This window comes from Variovorax sp. Varisp85, from assembly GCF_047304045.1.
Lineage (GTDB): Bacteria > Pseudomonadota > Gammaproteobacteria > Burkholderiales > Burkholderiaceae_C > Variovorax.
The window spans coordinates 61,514-78,717 of sequence record NZ_JBGLYN010000006.1 but is presented as its reverse complement, the minus strand read 5'-3'; the positions used below and the strand labels follow the sequence as shown (position 1 = coordinate 78,717).

The following is a 17,204-nucleotide window of genomic DNA, read 5'->3' as shown; positions in this document are numbered from 1 at the left end:
CAGATCACGAATTTGGCGAGCCCGGCCCGATCCTGGCGGCTGGACTTAGAATTTTTTGTTCGATATCTTTTTCCCCCATGGCTGACTCCTCCAACACCAAACTCCCGTTCCAGGCCGAAGTCGCGCAACTGCTGCACCTCGTCACGCATGCGCTCTACTCGAACAAGGAAATCTTCCTGCGCGAGCTGATCTCGAACGCGTCGGACGCATGCGACAAGCTGCGCTTCGAGGCGCTCGACCATCCCGAGCTGTACGAAGACCAGCCCGAGCTCGACGTGCGCCTGTCGTTCGACAAGGCCGCGCGCACGCTCACGATCACCGACAAGGGCATCGGCCTGTCGCGCCAGGAGGCCATCGACAACCTCGGCACCATCGCCAAGAGCGGCACCAAGGACTTCATGAGCCGCCTGAGCGGCGACCAGAAGGCCGACGCGCAGTTGATCGGCCAGTTCGGCGTGGGCTTCTACTCGGGCTTCATCGTGGCCGACAAGATCACGGTCGAATCGCGCCGCGCGGGCCTGCCGGCCGACCAGGGCGTGCGCTGGGCCAGCGGCGGCGCCGGCGACTTCGAGGTGGCCGACATCACGCGCGCCGCGCGCGGCACCAGCATCACGCTGCATCTGCGCGACGACGCCGACGAATACCTCAACGCCTGGAAGATCAAGCAGATCGTCGGCAAGTACTCCGACCACATCTCCCTGCCCATCCTGATGGAAAAGGAAGAGTGGAAAGAGGGCGAGAACGACCAGCCCGGCGACATGGTGAAGACCGGCGAGTGGGAAACCGTCAACAAGGCCAACGCCCTGTGGAGCCGCCCCAAGAAGGACATCACCACCGAGCAGTACGAGGAGTTCTACAAGAGCATCAGCCACGACTACGAGGCACCGCTCGCCTGGAGCCACAACCGCGTGGAAGGCAGCACCGAGTACACGCAGCTGCTCTACATTCCGGCCAAGGCCCCGTTCGACCTCTGGAACCGCGAGAAGAGCGCGGGCGTGAAGCTCTACGTGAAGCGCGTCTTCATCATGGACGACGCCGAGGCGCTGATGCCCAGCTACCTGCGCTTCGTGAAGGGCGTGATCGACTCGGCCGACCTGCCGCTCAACGTGAGCCGCGAACTGCTGCAGGAAAGCCGCGACGTGAAGGCGATCCGCGAAGGCAGCACCAAGCGCGTGCTCGGCATGCTGGAAGACCTGGCGAAGAAGCAGAAGACCGCGCCCGAGAGCAGCGAGGGCAAGATCGACGTGGGCTCGGGCGAATCGGTGCCCGCACCCGAGCCGACCGAGGCAGTGACCGACGTGGTCGACAAGAACGCGCCGACCGCCGCTGAAGCCGCCGTTGCGGCCGCCGACGAATCGGGCAAGTACGCCAAGTTCTACGCCGAGTTCGGCGCCGTGCTCAAGGAAGGCCTGGGCGAAGACTTCGGCAACCGCGACCGCATCGCCAAGCTGCTGCGCTATGCCTCCACCACCACCGATGCGGTGAGCGTGAGCTTCGCCGACTACAAGGCGCGCATGAAGGAAGGCCAGGACGCGATCTACTACATCACGGCCGACACGCTCGCCGCCGCGAAGAACAGCCCGCAGCTCGAGGTCTTCAAGAAGAAGGGCATCGAGGTGCTGCTCATGACCGATCGCGTCGATGAGTGGGCGCTGAACTACCTCAACGAATTCGACGGCACGCCGCTGCAGAGCGTGGCCAAGGGCGCGGTCGACCTCGGCAAGCTGCAGGACGAGTCCGAGAAGAAGGCCGCCGAGGAAGCCGCCGAGTCGTTCAAGCCCATGCTCGAGAAGCTCAAGGAAGCCCTCAAGGACAAGGCCGAGGACGTTCGCGTGACCACGCGCCTGGTCGACTCGCCCGCCTGCCTCGTGGTGCAGGACGGCGGCATGAGCACGCAGCTCGCGCGCATGCTCAAGCAGGCCGGCCAGCCCGCGCCCGAGTTGAAGCCGGTGCTCGAAGTGAACGCCGAGCATCCGCTGGTGAAGAAGCTCGAAGGCTCCTCGCACTTCGACGACCTCGCGAACATCCTGTTCGACCAGGCGCTGCTCGCCGAAGGCGGGCTGCCGGCCGATCCTGCCGCGTACGTGAGGCGCGTCAACGCGCTGCTGGTGTGAACACCCGGCCGCGCGTCCTTCGCGCAGCGGCGGTCGTTCCGGCCGCGCTGCTGTTGCTTCTGACGGGCGGCTGTTCGCACTATCACATCGGCATTCCGCTGGTGCCCGGGCTCTCGCTCGGGCTGGGCGCCACCAAGGACGGCAATTTCTCGGTGGGGCTCAACACCGGCTTCGGTCCGCTCGGCGCCGGCGTGGCCGTCAACAACGGCGGGCAGGTGTCGGGCTCGGCCGGCGTGGGCGTCGGGGTGGGGCCGGTGGGCGCGGGGGTCAGCAAGGGCACGGTGCTCTACGACCCCAAGGCGGCGCCGGCGGGCACCGTGGCGCCGGGCGCGGTGGCCGCCGCACCGGCTCCTGCACCCGCCCAGCCCGTCCAGCCCGTCCAGCCCGTGCCGCCGATCGCGTCCGCTGCGCCCGCCGCAGCGGCCAGGGCGCCTCTCGTCAAGATCGCACGGCCGCCGCCGGAGCCCCAGGCGCCGGCCGTGAACGTCACCTACCGCACGCCGGTCGCTGCGCCAGGCTCGCTGCGCGAAGCAGGCACGCCCGGCAATCCCGTCGCCCCCTGAGGCGCGGCGCGGCAAGGCCTCGAGACCAGCAGGGCCGCCCGAACCCGGCCTAACATCGAGCCGGAGACGCCCCGCCCATGACTCGCCGCCCGCTGCTGCATTTCCTGGCCGTGGCCGCCCTTGCGGCGGCGGCGCTGCCCCGCGCGGCGAAGGCGCAGCCGGCCTATCCCGCCAAGCCCATCCGCTGGATCGTTCCGTACCCCGCCGGGGCCGGGGCCGACATCGTCGCGCGCACCATCGGCACCCAGCTCGCCATCGACGCGGGCCAGCCGGTGACCATCGAGAACCGCGCGGGCGGCAACACCGCGCTTGGCGCTGTCGAGGCCGCGCGCGCGCCGGCCGACGGCTACACGCTGCTGTCGGCCGACAACGGCACGCTGGTGTTCAACCCGGCGCTGTACCGCAACCTCAGCTACAACCCTTCGCGCGACTTTGCGCCCGTCACGCTGCTGGGGCGGCTGCCGATGGTGCTGCTGGTCGGCCCGTCCAGCGGCGTGAAGGACGCGCGGGCCTTCATCGACGATGCGCGGGCCTTTCCCGGCAAGGTCAGCTTCGCCTCGGCCGGCACCGGCAGCCCGCAGCACCTTGCGATGGAGCTGCTCGAGCGGCAGGCCGGGCTGCAGATGGTGCACGTGCCCTACCGCGGTACCGCGCCTGCGCTGGCCGACGTGGCCGGCGGCCAGCTGCCGGTGATGATGTGCGACCTGGCCGCGTCACGCCGCTTCATCCAGAGCGGCAAGCTGCGCGCGCTCGCGGTGGCGCATCCCACGCGCCTCGCGCAACTGCCCGGCGTGCCGACCTTTGCCGAGCTTGGCATGCCGCGGGTGGAGGCCGCCGCGCTCATGGGGCTGGTGGTGCCGGCCAATACGCCGGGCGAGATCGTGGCGCGGCTGCAGCGATCGGTGGCCAGCGCCATCCACAATCCCTCCGTGCAGCGCAAGCTCGCCGAGTTCGGCGTCGAGCCCGTGGGCGACGCACCCGCGCAGTTCGCGGCGCTGCTGCAGGGAGAGTCGGCGCGCTGGCATCCGTTGATCCGCGACCTCAACCTGTCGCTGGACTGAAGCCTGCAAGGCTTGCCCTTTACGCCAGCTTTGCGCAGGCGCGGCGCCTTTCTCACGGCGGGCTAAGAGTCGCTGCCTAGATTGGCGCATCGCACAGAAAAAGGTCGGCGAGACGGCTTGCAAAAGGGCAGGCCGGTCCTCCCGAGGCCCATGACCACTCGCCGGTTCCATCAAGTCATTCTTGCGGACGACTTCTTCCGCTCTCCTGCCAACGGGCTTCAGCACCACGCGGCCAACCGGCGCTTCCTGCGGGGCTTTTTCGACACCGCGCTGGGCCGGCTGGGCCTGCCGGTGCGCGAGATCGCGCCGCTGTCCGACGGCGGCGATATCGACGTCGCGCGCCTCATGAAGAGGCTGGAACTTCCCTGCACCCCGGCCGGCTGGGCGCGCGCCTGCATCGCCGACCTGCTGCCGCTGGCCGGGCGCGAAGGCCTGCCGATGCTCGAACCCGGTTGCCTCGTGATCGGCTGGGGCCTCACGCCCGCGCTGCAGCACTTCATCGACGGCAGCGGTGCGAGCTACCTCGACATCGAGATCGATCCGCGCCGCTTCACGGAGCACCTGCACTTCTGCGCGCGCACCAACGACCCGGCCATCGAGGCAGCGCTGCGGGCGCTCCGCGTGGACGAAGAGCTGTTCTGGAACCACGCGAGCGCGCTCCAGGGCCGCTTCGCGCGCCACGGCATGGCTTCGCTGTTCGATGCGCGCCTGCGCGTGGGGCTGTTCTTCGGCCAGAGCCTGGTCGACCTGTCACTGGTCAGCGGCGGGCGCACCATGCATCCGGCCGGCGTGATCGCGCCGCTGCGCGAACTGGCGAACGGCGTGGACCTGCTGGTCATCAAGCCGCACCCTTACGAACCCGCACTGCACGATCTGGCGCCCATCGCGCGCGCCATTCCCAACGTGGCGTGGACGCAGGGGAACACCTACGCGCTGCTGTCGGCGGCCAACGTGCACTTCGCCGCCAGCCTGTCGTCGAGCGTGCTGACCGAGGCGCGCTACTTCCGCAAGCCCGCCCACGCGCTGATCTGCGCCGACCGCAACGCGGCCGCATTGCTGCCCGCAGCCTGCTCGGACTGGATGCCGGTGGGCGCCGCGCTGGGGTCGATGGACTTCATGGCGGCGGCTTGCGGCATGAGCGGCGTCAACGGCGATGCCGCGCCGAAGCTCTTCCCGGCCTGGCCGGCGGCGGCGATCGATCGCGCCTTCCTGCTGCGCTGGGGCCTCGACGACCAGGCCCACGGCCTGCCGGAAGTGGCCGGGCTGCAGCCGGGCCGCCCCTATCTGTTCCACCCCGGCAGCCCCGCGACGAGCTGGCTGAGCTACGGCTGGTCGGGTTTCGATGGCGAGGGCGCGCGCAGCGAGGGAGAACTGGCCTGCCTCGTCGTGCCGCTGCCCGCGCTGACGCACCCGCAGCCGCACCGCGTCGAGGTGCGCATCGATTACCGCAGCAATGCCAAGGCCACCGGTGTTCACGCCATGTTCGACGGCGTGGTGCTGCCCGGCCAGCGCGTCACGGGCGCGCGGCGGCGCAGCCTGGTGTTCGAGATCCACCCGGTAGCGGGGCGCAAGTGCCTGGTGCTGCAATTCGTCGTCGCCGGCACCGGGCCCGGCGGCAGCGCGCGCCGGGGCGCAGTGCGGCCGGCCTTCACGCTCAGGAAGCTGCAGGTGTCGCTGCGCATGGGCCGGGGCGTGATCTCGGCACCGCCGCAGGCCAGGCCCGCACGGTGGTCCGAGATGTCCCCGGTGCGCGCGATGACGCGTGCATTCCGCGCGCTGGTCGATTCGGCGCGCGGGGTCACCGGGTAGCCGGCGCGCCCGCCAGGCGCAACAGCAGCGCGACCCAATGCTGCAGCCGGTCGATGGCCGCCTGGCGACCCTCGACGGCATGCGATGCATCCGTCGGAGTGGCGCGCAGCTCGCTGGCCGCAGCAGCCACGGCCCGCGCGAACTTCGGGGCATCGCCGCGCCACACCACCGCGCGGTGCGCCAGGCCGAGTTGTGCCGCGCGGCCCGCGTTGATCGCCTGCTCGGGCTGGTCGGTCAGCAGCAGCAGGATCGGCTTGCGGTAGACCGCCGCGATGGACAGCGCCGCCATGCCTGGCGCAGAGACGATGAAGGCGCTGTGCGCGGCCGCCTCGATCCAGCGCTCGTCGCGCGCATGCCAGTGCGGCCGGTGGGCGTAGCCTTCGCCGACGAAGTGCGCGGGCAGGCCCGCGTCGGCGAGGCCCTGTTCGAGGCCGTCGGCCAATGCCGGGTCCCTGAAATGCGGGTTGAGGTACACGGCGGCGGCATGCTCCGCGGCATCGCTCCGGTCCACGGCGTCCACCACCGCGATGGGTGTGGCCAGCCGGTGGCGGCCATGCCCGTCGTGCTGCGGCTCGCCGTACGCGAAGTCGTGCTCGATGCGCGCGAGGCTGCGGTCGATCTGCCACGCCACGATGCCGCCGAACAGCTTCGCGACGGCGTCCGGCATGCGGCCCTTGAAGTTGGTTTCGAGCGCGCGCCGCAGGCTGGCGCCGTACACGTGCACCACCTTGCGCCGCCAGAACGGCAGCCAGCCCATCAGCAGCAGCGCGGGGTGGAAAGAGTCGTTCACCACCAGGTCGGCATCGCGGAAATGCACACGCAGCCGCCACACGTCGCGCAGCATGCGCTCGGGCCGGAACATGTAGTGCGCCACGTTGCGGTCGGTCTCGCGGCGCAGCATGTTCTGCTGCGCGTCGAACTGCACCGCATAGTGGGGCGAAAGCACCGGCGCATCGATGCCGAAGCCGGCGAGGAAGCGCGCGCCTTCGTCGGACGTGGTGAGCACCTGCACCTGCGCGCCGGCCGCGCGCAGCGCATGCGCAAGCAGCTGCGCGCGCATCAGGTGGCCGCGCGCGTCCGCGGTCGCGAGGTAGAGGATGCGCGGCGGCATCGCTCAGGCGTGGTGCCGGACGGGCCGCGCTGCGCCGGGGCGCAGCCGCAGCGCCATGCCGGCGAGCCACATGCCGGCCGCGCCGGTGATGCCGAAGCCGCGCTCGGTGTCGCGCACCTCGCGCATCAGCTGCACGAGCCGCGCCTGCTCGTGCGGCGCCACGCAGCGCTGCAGCGTGCGGCTGCACAGGCGGATGTGGCGATCCTCGTCGGCCAGCACGCGCGACAGCAGCGGGTGCAGCGCATGCTGCGAGCCGATCAGCGCGCAATGGCGCTGCAGGATGCGCGAAGCCATCTGCTCGGCCGCGAGGCCGATGGCATAGGCCGGCACCAGCCCGCCGTGCGCGAAGTGCGGTGCATGGCGGCGAATGAGCGCCTGCCAGCGCGCGAGCTTGCGGCGGCTGAACCAGTCGGGCTGCGGCGCCTCTTCGGGCGATGCGGCGGCCAGCGCACTGCCGCCGCGCTCGACGATGGCTTCGGCGAACAGGCGCGCATGCAACTGCTCGTCGGCCAGGTGCTGATCGAGCTGGCGCACCAGCCACTCGGGCGGGGCGATGCGCAGCTCGCGCTGCAGCGCCTGCTCGGACGATTCCTCGCCCACGAGGTAGAAGCGCAGCAGCAGCATCTCGCCCGCGTTGCTCGCGTGCAGCTGGCGCAGCGCGGCGCGCTTGACGTGGTGCACGAGGCGCGCCTGCAGGGCGGGCCAGCCGCGCAACGAAGGCGGGGCGAGGCAATCGAAGCCGGGCGCGGCGCCGACCGGGTCAGCGGCCATTGGCCCCGGCCTTCGCGGGTTGTTGCCGCTGGTGCTGTTGCTGCCAGCCCAGCACCAGCCCGATGAAGCTGTCCTGCAGGAAGGCGCGCGCGGCGGCGTCGGCGCCTGCGAACTCGCGCTGCTGGCCGTCGTAGCGCACGTAGCCCTTGCCGTTGACAGCGCCGAGCACCAGCTTCTCGTTCTTGTGGAAGCCGCGCTGCAGCAGCGGCTGAAGCAGCGACTGCGATTCGAGCCCGTACAGGAACAGGTCGCGCTGCACCACCTGGCGCGGAATCTGGCCGCTCAGGGCCTGCAGCTCCAGTGTCCAGTTGCCCTGCTGCATGGCCTCGGCCAGCTCGCGTCCCTTGGCGCCCGGTGCGCGAAAGCGTGCGCGCGCCACCGACTTCGAGGCCTTGCCCAGGCCGAGGCCGATGGTGATGTCGGCATCCTTTGCGCCATCGGTGCGGTTGTCGTCGACCTGCACCAGCACGTTGGCCAGTCGCGCGGTCAGCGAAGGCCTGGCCAGCGCCGCGACGACCTGGTCGGCCGTGAGCACCACGCGCTCGGCGTTGTTCGCCTCGCTCACGACCACCTGATAGGGGTCGATCCTGATGTCGCTGAACTCGTCGCCGACGGGCGAGTGCGCATGGCTGCTCACCGACCAGTCGCTGCCCGAGCGGCTCAGCAGCGCATGGAAGGTCAGCGGCACGCGCTGACCGTTGCGCGCCTGGCCCGAGCCCTGCAGCAGCACGTCGCCGACGATGGTCTTGCCGGCGTAGCTGCGGGTGTTGGTGAAGCGGATGGTGTGCGCGGCGCTGTCGAGCGCGGCGCGCGTGTCGGGGTCGTCGAGGGCGAGGCGGTTGCAGTCGTTGCCGGCGCCCGCGAGCGCGGCGAAGGGGCAGCCGGCTTCGGACCTGAAATTGAAGACGCCGCGGCCGGTGAAGTCGGCGGCGCTGGCAAGGGTGAAGGCGCCCGCGAGCGCGAGGCCCAGCGTCGCGCGGCGAACGGAAAGCGAAGAGAGGATGTGCATGGTCTTTGGTTGTTGTTCTTCTTGACAGCGGCGATCAGGGCCGGTGATACGAAAGCGCCTGCGCGTCGGCGTTGGTGCGGCCCGTGGTGTGCCAGCCGATGCCGCGCGCGAACGTGCCCAGCATGTCGACGGCCGAGAAGCCGAGGATGAGTGCCACGCCCGCCAGCCAGCGCAGTCCGCGCAGCGGCGGCAGGTCCTGGTGGTTCAGCGCCTTCATGCTGAAACCCAGCCGCGTGAACAGCACGCACAGCGGCCCGATCGGCCCGCTCCTGGCGAGCCACTGCCAGCGCGGCGACACATAGCTGCGCAGCAGGTGCGGCGTGAGCGAGTACGTGTCCTGTCCGCGCATCCAGCGCAGCTTGAGCGCCTCGGCGCGCGTGTCGGGCAGGCGATGTTCGGTGTGGGCCGCCGCGGCGTAGCGGATGGGCACGCCCGCCGTCTTCAGCCGCATGCCCAGCACCTGGCAGTGCGCGCGGTACACGCCGTCGAGCGCCTGGTAGCTGTGCTCTTCGAACACGTCGCGGCGGAAGGCCACGTTGTTCGCGTAGAAGTTGCTCGTTGCGCCGGCGTGGCCGGCGTTGGGAAAGTACATGAAGTCGATGGTCGTGAGCGCGGTGCCCACCACGTTCGCGGCGTAGCTGGTGCGGCCGGCCACCACGGCGGGGGCGTCGGCCCGGGTGAAGGGCAGCAGCATCTGCAGCAGCCAGTCGTCGTCGGGCAGGCAGTCGGCGTCGGCGAACACCACGTGCGAGCAGCGCTGCGCATCGGTGGCCGCGAAGCCGGCGTTCTTGGCGTCGTAGTAGCCGGTGCTCGCGTCGATGCGCACGAAGTCGACCGGGCGGCCCGCGAGCGCGCTCACGGCCTCGCAGGTGGCGGGGCTCAGCCCGTCGTGCGTGATGACCACCTGAGCGAGCGCGCCGAGCGGCAGCTTCTGCTTCGCCAGCAGGGCGACCAGGCGTTGCAGGCTGCTGCCCGCCCTGGCTTCGGCATCGGGTCCGCCGCGCAGGTTGTTGGTCTCCAGCACCAGAGCGCATCGCGCAGCAACTTCATCGGGCATCATCGAATTTTCCTGTCCGGACATTTGTTTTGAAGGCTTGCATCCTGCTTTTATCTCACAACCGCGCCCTCCACCAGCGTCGGGCGCCATGGGCCCGCCCATGAAGGTCAGCATCTTCGGCGCCGGCTACGTGGGCCTGGGCTTCGCCGCCTGCCTGGCCGAAGCGGGCCACGAGGTGCTCTGCGCGGACGCCGACCCGGCGCGCATCGAGGGCCTGCAGCGCGGCCTGATGCCGCTGCACGAGCCCGGTCTGGAGGCGCTGGTCGTCGCCGGCCTGGCCGCCGGAACACTGCGATTCACTGCCGGCGAGCGCGACGCCTGCCTGCACGGCGACGTGCTCTTCATCGTGGTGAACACGCCGGCCGATGCCGATGGGCGGGTCGACCTGCGGCACGTGATCGCGGTGGCGGCCGGCATCGGGCGTCACCGCGACCGAGAGGCGGTGGTCGTGTGCAAGTCGACCGCGCCCGTGGGCACGGCGGCGCAGGTCGAGGCCGTGCTGAACGGCGAGCTTTCGCGGCGCGGTGTTGCGCCTCGCATCGCGGTGGCCGTGAACCCGGAGTTCCTGCGCGAAGGTTCGGCCGTGCGCGACTGCCGGCGGCCCGACCGCGTGGTGATCGGCAGCGAAGACCCCTGGGCCGTCGACCTGCTGACCCGGCTCTACGCACCGTTCGTGCACGACCCCAGGCAGGTGCTCGTGATGGACCGCCGCTCGGCCGAACTGACCAAGTACGCGGCCAATGCGATGCTCGCCACCCGCATCAGCTTCATGAACGAGATGGCACGCGTGGCCGAGCATGCGGGTGCCGACATCGAGATGGTGCGGCGTGGCATCGGCGCGGACCGCCGCATCGGGCCCGACTTCCTGCAGGCCGGCGTGGGCTATGGCGGCTCGTGCCTCGCGAAGGACGTGCGGGCGCTGACGCATGCGGCCGAACGCGACGGCCACGTGCTGCGCATTCTCTCGGCGGTCGAGGCGACGAACCACGCGCAGAAGGGCCGGTTGTTCGATCTGATGGTGCACCACTTCGAAGGCCGCATCGCCGGCAAGACCATCGCCGTGTGGGGCTTGGCCTTCAAGCCCGACACCGACGACATGCGCGACGCGCCCAGCCTCGTGCTGCTGGAGCGCCTGCGGGCGGCCGGCGCGCGCGTGCGGGCCTACGACCCGGCGGCGATGCCGAATGCGCGCAGCCTCGTCGGCGATCGCGACGATGTGCGCTGGTGCGCCACGGCGCAGGAGGCGCTGAGCGGCGCCGACGTGCTGGCGCTCGTCACGGAGTGGCCGGAGTTCCGCCGGCCCGACTTCGCGCGCATTGCGAAGGAGCTGCGCACGCCGGCCATCTTCGACGGCCGGAATCTCTACGACGCGGCCGAGGCCGAAGCCGCGGGCATCGCGTACTACGGCATCGGCCGCGGGCGATCTTCACTGTTGCGTTGAATCGCCCAGGGGAAGGAACGCCTCGCCCGGCGTGAGCGGTGCATGCCGGTAGCTTGCCGGCGTGCGGCTCAGCTTGACCGGCGCACCGATGCCGCGGTAGCCGCCGGGCATCTCGACCACCATCTCGCGGTGCAGCGTGTGCGGGTGCTGGAGCGCGGCATCGACCGGCAGCACCGGCGCGGCGGGCACGCCGGCGGCCATCAGCTGCTCGACGAGCGCGCGGCCGTCGAAAACGGCCATTGCCGCTTCGAGCTGCTGCTTGAGTCCGTCGCGGTGCACCGAGCGCGCGCCGGCCGTGCGGTAGAGCGGATCGTCCGCCAGGTCGGGCAGGCCGATGCAGCGGCACAGGCTCGCGAACTGCCGGTCGTTGCCGACCGCGACGAACACGGGGTCGGTGCCGGTGGCCAGTGCGTCGTAGGGATAGATGTTCGGATGCGCATTGCCGGTGCGGCGCGGCTCGGTGCCGTCCATGAACCAGTTGGCGGCGTGCGGATGCAGCAGCGAGAGGCCGCTGTCGTACAGCGCCGCCTCCACGAACTGGCCGCGTCCGCTGCGGTTGCGCTCCTGCAGCGCGAGCAGCACGCCGATCACCGCGTTGAGGCCCGTCACCATGTCGACCACGGGCAGACCCACGCGCAGCGGACCGCCGTCGGCCTCGCCGTTGATGCTCATGATGCCGGTCATGGCCTGCACGGCGGCGTCGTAGCCCGGCAGCGCGCCCAGCGGGCCATCGGCGCCGAAGCCCGACACGCGGCACCACACCAGGCGGGGAAAGCGCTTCGACAGTGCTTCGTAGCCGATACCCCAGCGCTCCATGGTGCCGGTCTTGAAGTTCTCGATCAGCACGTCGGCCTCGGCCACCAGAGCGAGCAGTGCGTCGCGGCCTTCTTCGGTCGAGAAGTCGAGGTGCTGCACGCGCTTGTTGCGGTTCAGGCCGTGGTAATACGAAGCCACGCCTTCCTTGAACGGCGGGCCCCAGGTGCGCGTGTCGTCGCCCTGCGGCGGCTCGACCTTGAGTACGTCGGCGCCGTGGTCGCCGAGGATCTGGCCGCAGTAGGGGCCGCCGAGGATGCGGGAGATGTCCAAAACTCGGATGCCTGCGAGGGCGCCTTGAGGTTGCGTCATTTCGGTGTTCCTTGGATTTGTTCTGTTCGTTCGTTCGGGGCGCGTGCACAGGCCGCCGGGTACTCCCCTCCGCGAATGTCCCCCGGCCTTCGGCCTCCTCCTTTATTTCGCTGCGGGGAGCACCCGACGCCCTGTGCACAGGGCACGCTGCTGGTGTGCGGCCGATCAACAGGTGCTCTGAACGATCACGTCGATGCGGGGGCCTTTTTCGCGAAATAAAGGAGGAGGCCGAAGGCCGGGGGACATTCGCGAAAAAGGTCACCGCGTCGGCGTGAGCGCGTCCCGAACGAGGCCATGAACTCAGTCCAGCTGCGCCCCAGACTTCTTCACCACGTCCTTCCACTTGGCCGACTCGGCGCCAATGAACTGCCCGAGCTTCTGCGGCGACGTATCGGCGGGCACCTCGAGGCCCTGGGACGCGAACATCTGCTTCACCTTGGGCGAGTTGAGCACCTCGGCGAAGGCATGGTTGAGCTTGGTCACGCGGTCGGCGGGCGTGCCGGCCGGTGCGACGATGCCGAAGAACACGCTCACGTCGTAGCCCTTGTAGCCCTGCTCCGAAATCGTCGGCACGTCGGGCAGCGCCTGCGAACGCGCGACGGTGGCCACGCCCAGCGCGCGCAGCTTGCCGGCCTTGACGTAGGGCAGTGCGGTGAGGATGTCGGTGAAGGTCATGCTCACCTGGTTGCCCAGCAGGTCGTTGAGCGCGGGGCCCGTGCCCTTGTACGGAATGTGCTGCAGGTCGGTGCCCGCCACCGAGTTGAACAGCACGCCCGCGAGGTGCGACGACGCGCCGTTGCCCGACGAGGCATAGCTCAGCTTGCCGGGGTTGGCCTTGGCGTAGGCCACGAGCTCGGGCACGTTCTTCACCGGCAGCGCGGGGTTCACCACCAGGATGTTGGGCAGGTAGCCGACCTGGATCACCGGCGCGAAGCTTTTCACCGGGTCGTAGTTGATCTTGCGGTACAGGCTCGCGTTGATGGCCAGCGGGCCCGAGGTGCCGAACATCAGTGTGTGGCCGTCGGCCTCGGCGCGCGCCACGTACTCGGCGCCGATGTTACCGCCCGCGCCCGCACGGTTCTCCACGATCATGGGCTGGCCGAGCCGGTCCTTCATCCCGGCGGCGAGCGTGCGCGCCATCGCGTCGGTGGGGCCGCCCGGCGGGAAGGGGACGACCAGCATCAGCGGCTTGGTGGGAAAGGCATCGGCCGCGTGAACGACCGGCAGTGCCGTGATGAAAGTGGCGCAGGCGGCCAGCAGGAAGGTGAGGCGTTTCAAGGGATGTCTCCGATTCTTGTGAATTGACAAAGAGGCTCAGGCGAGCGCTTTCGCAGGGCGCACCGCGGCGGCGTTCCAGTCCGCGGGCATGGCATCGGGCGAGAGCGGGTCGCGCGGCAGCACGCGGTGCAGCAGCACCAGCTGGGCCCAGCGCAGGCGCGCAGCGGAGCCGCCGTGCGCAGCCTCCCAGGCCATCGCGATGGTGCTGGTGCAGTGGTAGAGCGCCGAGGCGGCCTGGCGCGCGAGCACGTCGCCGCCTTCGCGCGCGGCGGTTTCGGCCAGCGCGGCGGCGCGCTCCAGCGCATCGCGCAGCGCCTTGGCGAAGCCGGGGGCGAGCGCCGCGTCGTCGAGCAGCTTCTCGCAGTGCGAGCGCAGCACCAGCAGCGAGCCTTCGCGCTTCACCGCGCGGATCACGTCGAGCGCCACGATGTTGCTCGTGCCCTCCCAGATCGAGCCCAGGTGGGCGTCGCGCACGAGGCGCGCGTCGCTCCACTCCTCGATGTAGCCGCAGCCGCCGCGCACTTCCATCGCGTCGCCCGTGACCTTGCGCGCATCGCGGCAGGCGCGGAACTTGATGAGCGGCGTGAGAATGCGCAGCAGCGCATAGGCGTCGGGCTCGCCGGCATCGGAGCGGGCCAGCGCCAGGGCGGTCTGGCACACCATCGTGCGTGCCTGCTCGGCCGGCAGGCGCAGCTTGTCGAGCTGGCGCTGCATCAGCGGCATCTGCTCGAGCGTGCGGCCGAAGGCGCGGCGTTCCGAGGCGATGAACTCGGCCTCGGCCACCGCGCGGCGCATCAGGCCGGCGGCCCGCACGCCGTTCGACAGGCGCGAGTTGTTGACCATGTCGGCCATCTGCACGAAGCCGCGGCCCGCTTCGCCCACGAGGTACGCGACCGCGCCTTCCAGGCGGATCTCGCCGCTGGCCATCGAGCGCGTGCCGAGCTTGTCCTTCAAACGGATGATGCGGTAGTGGTTGAGGCTGCCATCGTCGAGCCGGCGCGGCAGCAGGAACAGCGACACGCCCTTCATGCCCGCCGCGCCATCGTCGGCGCGTGCGAGCACCATCGCGAAGTCGGCGTCGGGGTTGGAGCAGAACCACTTGTCGCCGGTAAGGCGCCAGCTGCCATCGGCTTCGGCGTGCGCCATGGTGGCGGTGGCAGCGATGTCGGAGCCGGCGGCCTGCTCGGTCATGAACATCGCGCCCTGCGCGAGTTCGTCGAAGTCGAGCGAGGTCAGGCGCGGCAGGTACCTGGCGACCAGCGCGGGGCTGCCGAACTTCTTCAGCGTGCGCGTGAGCGAGTCGGTCATCGACACCGGGCAGCACAGGCCGAACTCGGCCTGCACGAACAGGTAGGTCAGCACGTATTTCACGAGCGGCGGCATCTTGCCCTTCCAGCCCAGCGTGTCGTCGCGGTGCGAGATGGCGGCCAGGCCGAACTCGGCGAGCGCGAGGCGCTCCATCTCCACGTACGCGGGGTGCTTGACGACCTTCTGCTCGTCGAGACCGGTGCGCGTGCGCTGCTTCAGCGTGGGCGGGTTGCGGTCGGCGGTGCCGGCCAGCTCGTCGAGCAGGCCGCCCGCGAGGCCGCCCAGGCGCTCGAAGTGCGGCTGCATATGTTGCCGCAGGTCGTCGGGCAGGTAGAGCGCGAGCAGGGCGTGCAGCTCGGCATCGGTGGTGAACAGGTTCTGGCCGTGGCGATCGGGAATCGGGTGGGCGTGCTCTGCGGACATGCGCTTTGTCTCCTTGGTTCGCCGCATTGTTGAAGCCGCGACGATCCGTGTCTAATATCAATTTGGTCTTGTTCGATTCGATCTGACTATCCATGGAACTGCGGCACCTGCGCTATTTCTCCGTGCTCGCCGAAGAGCTGCACTTCGGGCGCGCGGCGCGGCGCCTGTCGATCTCGCAGCCGCCGCTGTCGGTGGCGATCCGGCAGCTGGAGGACAACGTGGGCGCGCGGCTGTTCGAACGCAACAGCAAGGAAGTGCGGCTCACGCCTGCCGGCGAGGCGCTGCGCATCTCGGCGCGGCGCGTGCTGTTGCAGGCGGAAGAGGCCGCCATCGAGGCGCGCGATGTGGCGCTGGGCTCGGCGGGTCGGCTGCGCATCGGCTTCGTCGGCGCGATGCTGTACCGGGGCTTGCCGCAGGCGCTGCGTGCCTTTCAGGCGAAGCACCCGGCGGTGCGCATCACGCTGAGCGAACTCAACTCCGGCGTGCAGATTGCCGAGCTGCTGAACGCCCGGCTCGACCTCGGCTTTGCCCATACGCGCCGCGTGCCCCTCGAACTGCAGCACCGGCTGCTGCTGTCCGAGCCCTTCGTGGCCTGCCTGCCGGCAGGGCATGCACTCGCCCGCAAGCGCGTGCTGGCGCCGGCCGACCTGCGAGAACAGCCCTTCGTGCTGTTCTCGCGCGAGGCCTCGCCCGACTACCACGAGCGCATCCTGTCGATCTGCGCTGACGCGGGCTTCCTGCCCGAGGTGCGGCACGAGGTGCGCCACTGGCTGGCCGTGGTCTCGCTGGTGTCGCAGGGCATGGGCGTGGCGCTGGTGCCGCAGGCGATGCGGCATTCGGCATTGCGCGGCGCGGTGTTCAGGCCGCTCGACCGGGTGGTGGCGCAGTCGGAGGCCTATGGCATCTGGCGAAGCGGACCGGCCAACGTGCTGGTCGAGCGGCTGCTGCAGGGCGTGGCCGACGTCCAACCGGCCGCCGCCGGGCCGCCCCAAGGCGGTCGGGCCTTCCCCACGGGGGGTGGCGAATTACACGCAGCGAAGCGAATTGAAAAGCCGGGGGGCCGGCATTCCTAGGCGTAGAGCGGCTCTTCCGCCATCTGCTCGCACTGGTCTTCCAGCACGAGGATCTGCCCCTTCCAGTAGTCGCTGGAGCCGAACCACGGAAAGTTGATCGGAAAGATCGGGTCTTCCCAGCGCCGTGCCAGCCACGCGCTGTAGTGAATGAGCCGCAGCGTGCGCAGCGGCTCGATCAGCGCCAGCTCGCGCCGGTCGAATTCGCGGAACTGCTCGTAGCCGTCGAGCAGGCCCGACAGCTGCGAGGTGCGCTGTGCGCGGTCGCCCGACAGCAGCATCCACAGGTCCTGCACCGCGAAGCCGGTGCGCGCGTCGTCGAGGTCGACGAAGTGCGGGCCGCCGCCAGGGCGGTCGGTGGGCGTCCACAGGATGTTGCCGGGGTGCACGTCGCCGTGCAGGCGCAGCTTGCGGGGCTTGAAATCGGAGGCCGGCGGCTGCAGTGCGAGAGCGGTTGCGCGGACCATGTCCAGCGCCGCGTTGCAGGCCGTTTCCCAGTCGCGCTGCACGTCGAGCGGGATTTTGTCGTTCTCGAGCAGCCAGTCGCGCGAATCGAGGCCGAAGGTTTGCAGGTCCAGCGCGGGGCGGGCCTCGAAAGACTTGGCGCTGCCCACGGTGTGGATGCGCGCGAGGAAGCGGCCCACCCATTCGAGTACTTCGAAGTCGTCGAGCTCGGGCGCGCGGCCGCCGCGGTAGGGGCTCACGCTGAACCCGAAGCCGGCGTGGTTGTGCAGGGTGCGGCCGTCGAATGCCAGCGGCGCCACCGCGGGCACTTCCGCCGCGGCCAGTTCGAGCGAGAAGCCGTGCTCCTCGAGGATCTCGGCCTCGCTCCAGCGGCCGGGGCGGTAGAACTTGACCACCACCGCCGAGCGATCCTCCAGGTAGACCTGGTAGACCCGGTTCTCATAGGAGTTCAGGCCGGTGAGCCGGCCGTCGCCGTGCAGGCCGAGGGTCGCGAGCGCGTCGAGCACCACGTCGGGCGTGAGGCTCTCGTAGGGATGGGTGTTGGCGGGCGCTGCGGGAGAAGGGGTCATGCAGCGATTGTCGCCACACGGGCCCCGGGG

14 protein-coding genes are annotated in these 17,204 nt (G+C 70.2%); 6 read left to right on the top strand and 8 right to left on the bottom strand.

Annotated features, from left to right (window positions below; all coding sequences use genetic code 11):
- Nucleotides 1-77: 77 nt before the first annotated feature.
- From htpG to ACCC97_RS04380, 4 genes are all read left to right on the top strand, one after another.
- Nucleotides 78-2,114 (top strand): molecular chaperone HtpG, encoded by a 2,037-nt coding sequence (gene htpG / locus ACCC97_RS04395; protein WP_413315242.1) that lies wholly within the window; start codon nt 78-80, stop codon nt 2,112-2,114.
- Nucleotides 2,111-2,677: a hypothetical protein gene (locus ACCC97_RS04390; protein ID WP_413331697.1), complete on the top strand. Its 567-nt coding sequence runs from the start codon at nt 2,111-2,113 to the stop codon at nt 2,675-2,677. The genes htpG and ACCC97_RS04390 overlap by 4 nt, the downstream gene beginning before the upstream one ends.
- 77 nt (nt 2,678-2,754) lie before the next feature.
- Nucleotides 2,755-3,738: a Bug family tripartite tricarboxylate transporter substrate binding protein gene (locus ACCC97_RS04385; RefSeq protein WP_413331696.1), complete on the top strand. Its 984-nt coding sequence runs from the start codon at nt 2,755-2,757 to the stop codon at nt 3,736-3,738.
- A 150-nt stretch (nt 3,739-3,888) separates the two neighbouring features.
- Nucleotides 3,889-5,547 carry a hypothetical protein gene (locus tag ACCC97_RS04380; RefSeq protein WP_413331693.1) on the top strand — a complete coding sequence of 553 codons (1,659 nt, stop codon included), beginning with the start codon at nt 3,889-3,891 and terminating at the stop codon, nt 5,545-5,547.
- Here ACCC97_RS04380 and ACCC97_RS04375 read toward each other — a convergent pair.
- From ACCC97_RS04375 to ACCC97_RS04360, 4 genes are read right to left on the bottom strand one after another with little or no spacing between them, the layout of a single operon-like run.
- On the bottom strand, nt 5,537-6,658 hold the full coding sequence (locus tag ACCC97_RS04375; RefSeq protein ID WP_413331692.1) for a hypothetical protein: 1,122 nt from the start codon (nt 6,656-6,658) through the stop codon (nt 5,537-5,539). The genes ACCC97_RS04380 and ACCC97_RS04375 overlap by 11 nt on opposite strands.
- 3 nt (nt 6,659-6,661) lie before the next feature.
- Nucleotides 6,662-7,429: a hypothetical protein gene (locus ACCC97_RS04370; RefSeq protein WP_007838046.1), complete on the bottom strand. Its 768-nt coding sequence runs from the start codon at nt 7,427-7,429 to the stop codon at nt 6,662-6,664.
- A complete protein-coding gene (locus ACCC97_RS04365; RefSeq protein ID WP_413331691.1) occupies nt 7,419-8,438 on the bottom strand; it encodes a hypothetical protein in 1,020 nt (339 codons plus the stop codon). Before ACCC97_RS04365 ends, ACCC97_RS04370 begins: the two co-directional genes overlap by 11 nt.
- A gap of 34 nt (nt 8,439-8,472) precedes the next feature.
- Nucleotides 8,473-9,498 (bottom strand): glycosyltransferase, encoded by a 1,026-nt coding sequence (locus ACCC97_RS04360; protein ID WP_413331690.1) that lies wholly within the window; start codon nt 9,496-9,498, stop codon nt 8,473-8,475.
- 97 nt (nt 9,499-9,595) lie between these two features.
- On the opposite strand from ACCC97_RS04360, the gene ACCC97_RS04355 reads away from it, so the two are divergent.
- Nucleotides 9,596-10,936 carry a UDP-glucose dehydrogenase family protein gene (locus ACCC97_RS04355; protein ID WP_413331688.1) on the top strand — a complete coding sequence of 447 codons (1,341 nt, stop codon included), beginning with the start codon at nt 9,596-9,598 and terminating at the stop codon, nt 10,934-10,936.
- Here the strand turns inward: ACCC97_RS04355 and ACCC97_RS04350 are convergent.
- From ACCC97_RS04350 to ACCC97_RS04340, 3 genes are all read right to left on the bottom strand, one after another.
- Nucleotides 10,922-12,061, bottom strand: a complete 1,140-nt coding sequence (locus ACCC97_RS04350) for a CaiB/BaiF CoA transferase family protein (protein WP_413331687.1) — start codon at nt 12,059-12,061, stop codon at nt 10,922-10,924. The two genes, ACCC97_RS04355 and ACCC97_RS04350, sit on opposite strands and share 15 nt — an antisense overlap.
- 300 nt (nt 12,062-12,361) lie before the next feature.
- Nucleotides 12,362-13,339, bottom strand: a complete 978-nt coding sequence (locus ACCC97_RS04345) for a Bug family tripartite tricarboxylate transporter substrate binding protein (protein ID WP_413315233.1) — start codon at nt 13,337-13,339, stop codon at nt 12,362-12,364.
- A gap of 36 nt (nt 13,340-13,375) precedes the next feature.
- On the bottom strand, nt 13,376-15,070 hold the full coding sequence (locus ACCC97_RS04340) for an acyl-CoA dehydrogenase family protein (RefSeq protein ID WP_413331686.1): 1,695 nt from the start codon (nt 15,068-15,070) through the stop codon (nt 13,376-13,378).
- A 92-nt stretch (nt 15,071-15,162) separates the two neighbouring features.
- Here ACCC97_RS04340 and ACCC97_RS04335 point away from each other — a divergent pair, with 92 nt between their 5' ends.
- A complete protein-coding gene (locus tag ACCC97_RS04335; protein ID WP_007838337.1) occupies nt 15,163-16,143 on the top strand; it encodes a LysR family transcriptional regulator in 981 nt (326 codons plus the stop codon).
- Here the strand turns inward: ACCC97_RS04335 and ACCC97_RS04330 are convergent.
- The gene (locus ACCC97_RS04330; RefSeq protein WP_413331685.1) at nt 16,140-17,174 is read right to left on the bottom strand and encodes a serine/threonine protein kinase; all 1,035 of its coding nucleotides are present in this window, start codon (nt 17,172-17,174) and stop codon (nt 16,140-16,142) included. The genes ACCC97_RS04335 and ACCC97_RS04330 overlap by 4 nt on opposite strands.
- Nucleotides 17,175-17,204 lie beyond the last annotated feature (30 nt).

Excerpts from the sequence above, each read along its gene's own strand:
- htpG (WP_413315242.1), top strand. The coding sequence starts at position 78 with ATGGCTGACTCCTCCAACACCAAACTCCCGTTCCAGGCCGAAGTCGCG.
- ACCC97_RS04385 (WP_413331696.1), top strand. The coding sequence starts at position 2,755 with ATGACTCGCCGCCCGCTGCTGCATTTCCTGGCCGTGGCCGCCCTTGCG.
- ACCC97_RS04380 (WP_413331693.1), top strand. The coding sequence starts at position 3,889 with ATGACCACTCGCCGGTTCCATCAAGTCATTCTTGCGGACGACTTCTTC.
- ACCC97_RS04375 (WP_413331692.1), bottom strand. The coding sequence starts at position 6,658 with ATGCCGCCGCGCATCCTCTACCTCGCGACCGCGGACGCGCGCGGCCAC.
- ACCC97_RS04370 (WP_007838046.1), bottom strand. The coding sequence starts at position 7,429 with ATGGCCGCTGACCCGGTCGGCGCCGCGCCCGGCTTCGATTGCCTCGCC.
- ACCC97_RS04365 (WP_413331691.1), bottom strand. The coding sequence starts at position 8,438 with ATGCACATCCTCTCTTCGCTTTCCGTTCGCCGCGCGACGCTGGGCCTC.
- ACCC97_RS04360 (WP_413331690.1), bottom strand. The coding sequence starts at position 9,498 with ATGATGCCCGATGAAGTTGCTGCGCGATGCGCTCTGGTGCTGGAGACC.
- ACCC97_RS04355 (WP_413331688.1), top strand. The coding sequence starts at position 9,596 with ATGAAGGTCAGCATCTTCGGCGCCGGCTACGTGGGCCTGGGCTTCGCC.
- ACCC97_RS04350 (WP_413331687.1), bottom strand. The coding sequence starts at position 12,061 with ATGACGCAACCTCAAGGCGCCCTCGCAGGCATCCGAGTTTTGGACATC.
- ACCC97_RS04340 (WP_413331686.1), bottom strand. The coding sequence starts at position 15,070 with ATGTCCGCAGAGCACGCCCACCCGATTCCCGATCGCCACGGCCAGAAC.
- ACCC97_RS04335 (WP_007838337.1), top strand. The coding sequence starts at position 15,163 with ATGGAACTGCGGCACCTGCGCTATTTCTCCGTGCTCGCCGAAGAGCTG.
- ACCC97_RS04330 (WP_413331685.1), bottom strand. The coding sequence starts at position 17,174 with ATGACCCCTTCTCCCGCAGCGCCCGCCAACACCCATCCCTACGAGAGC.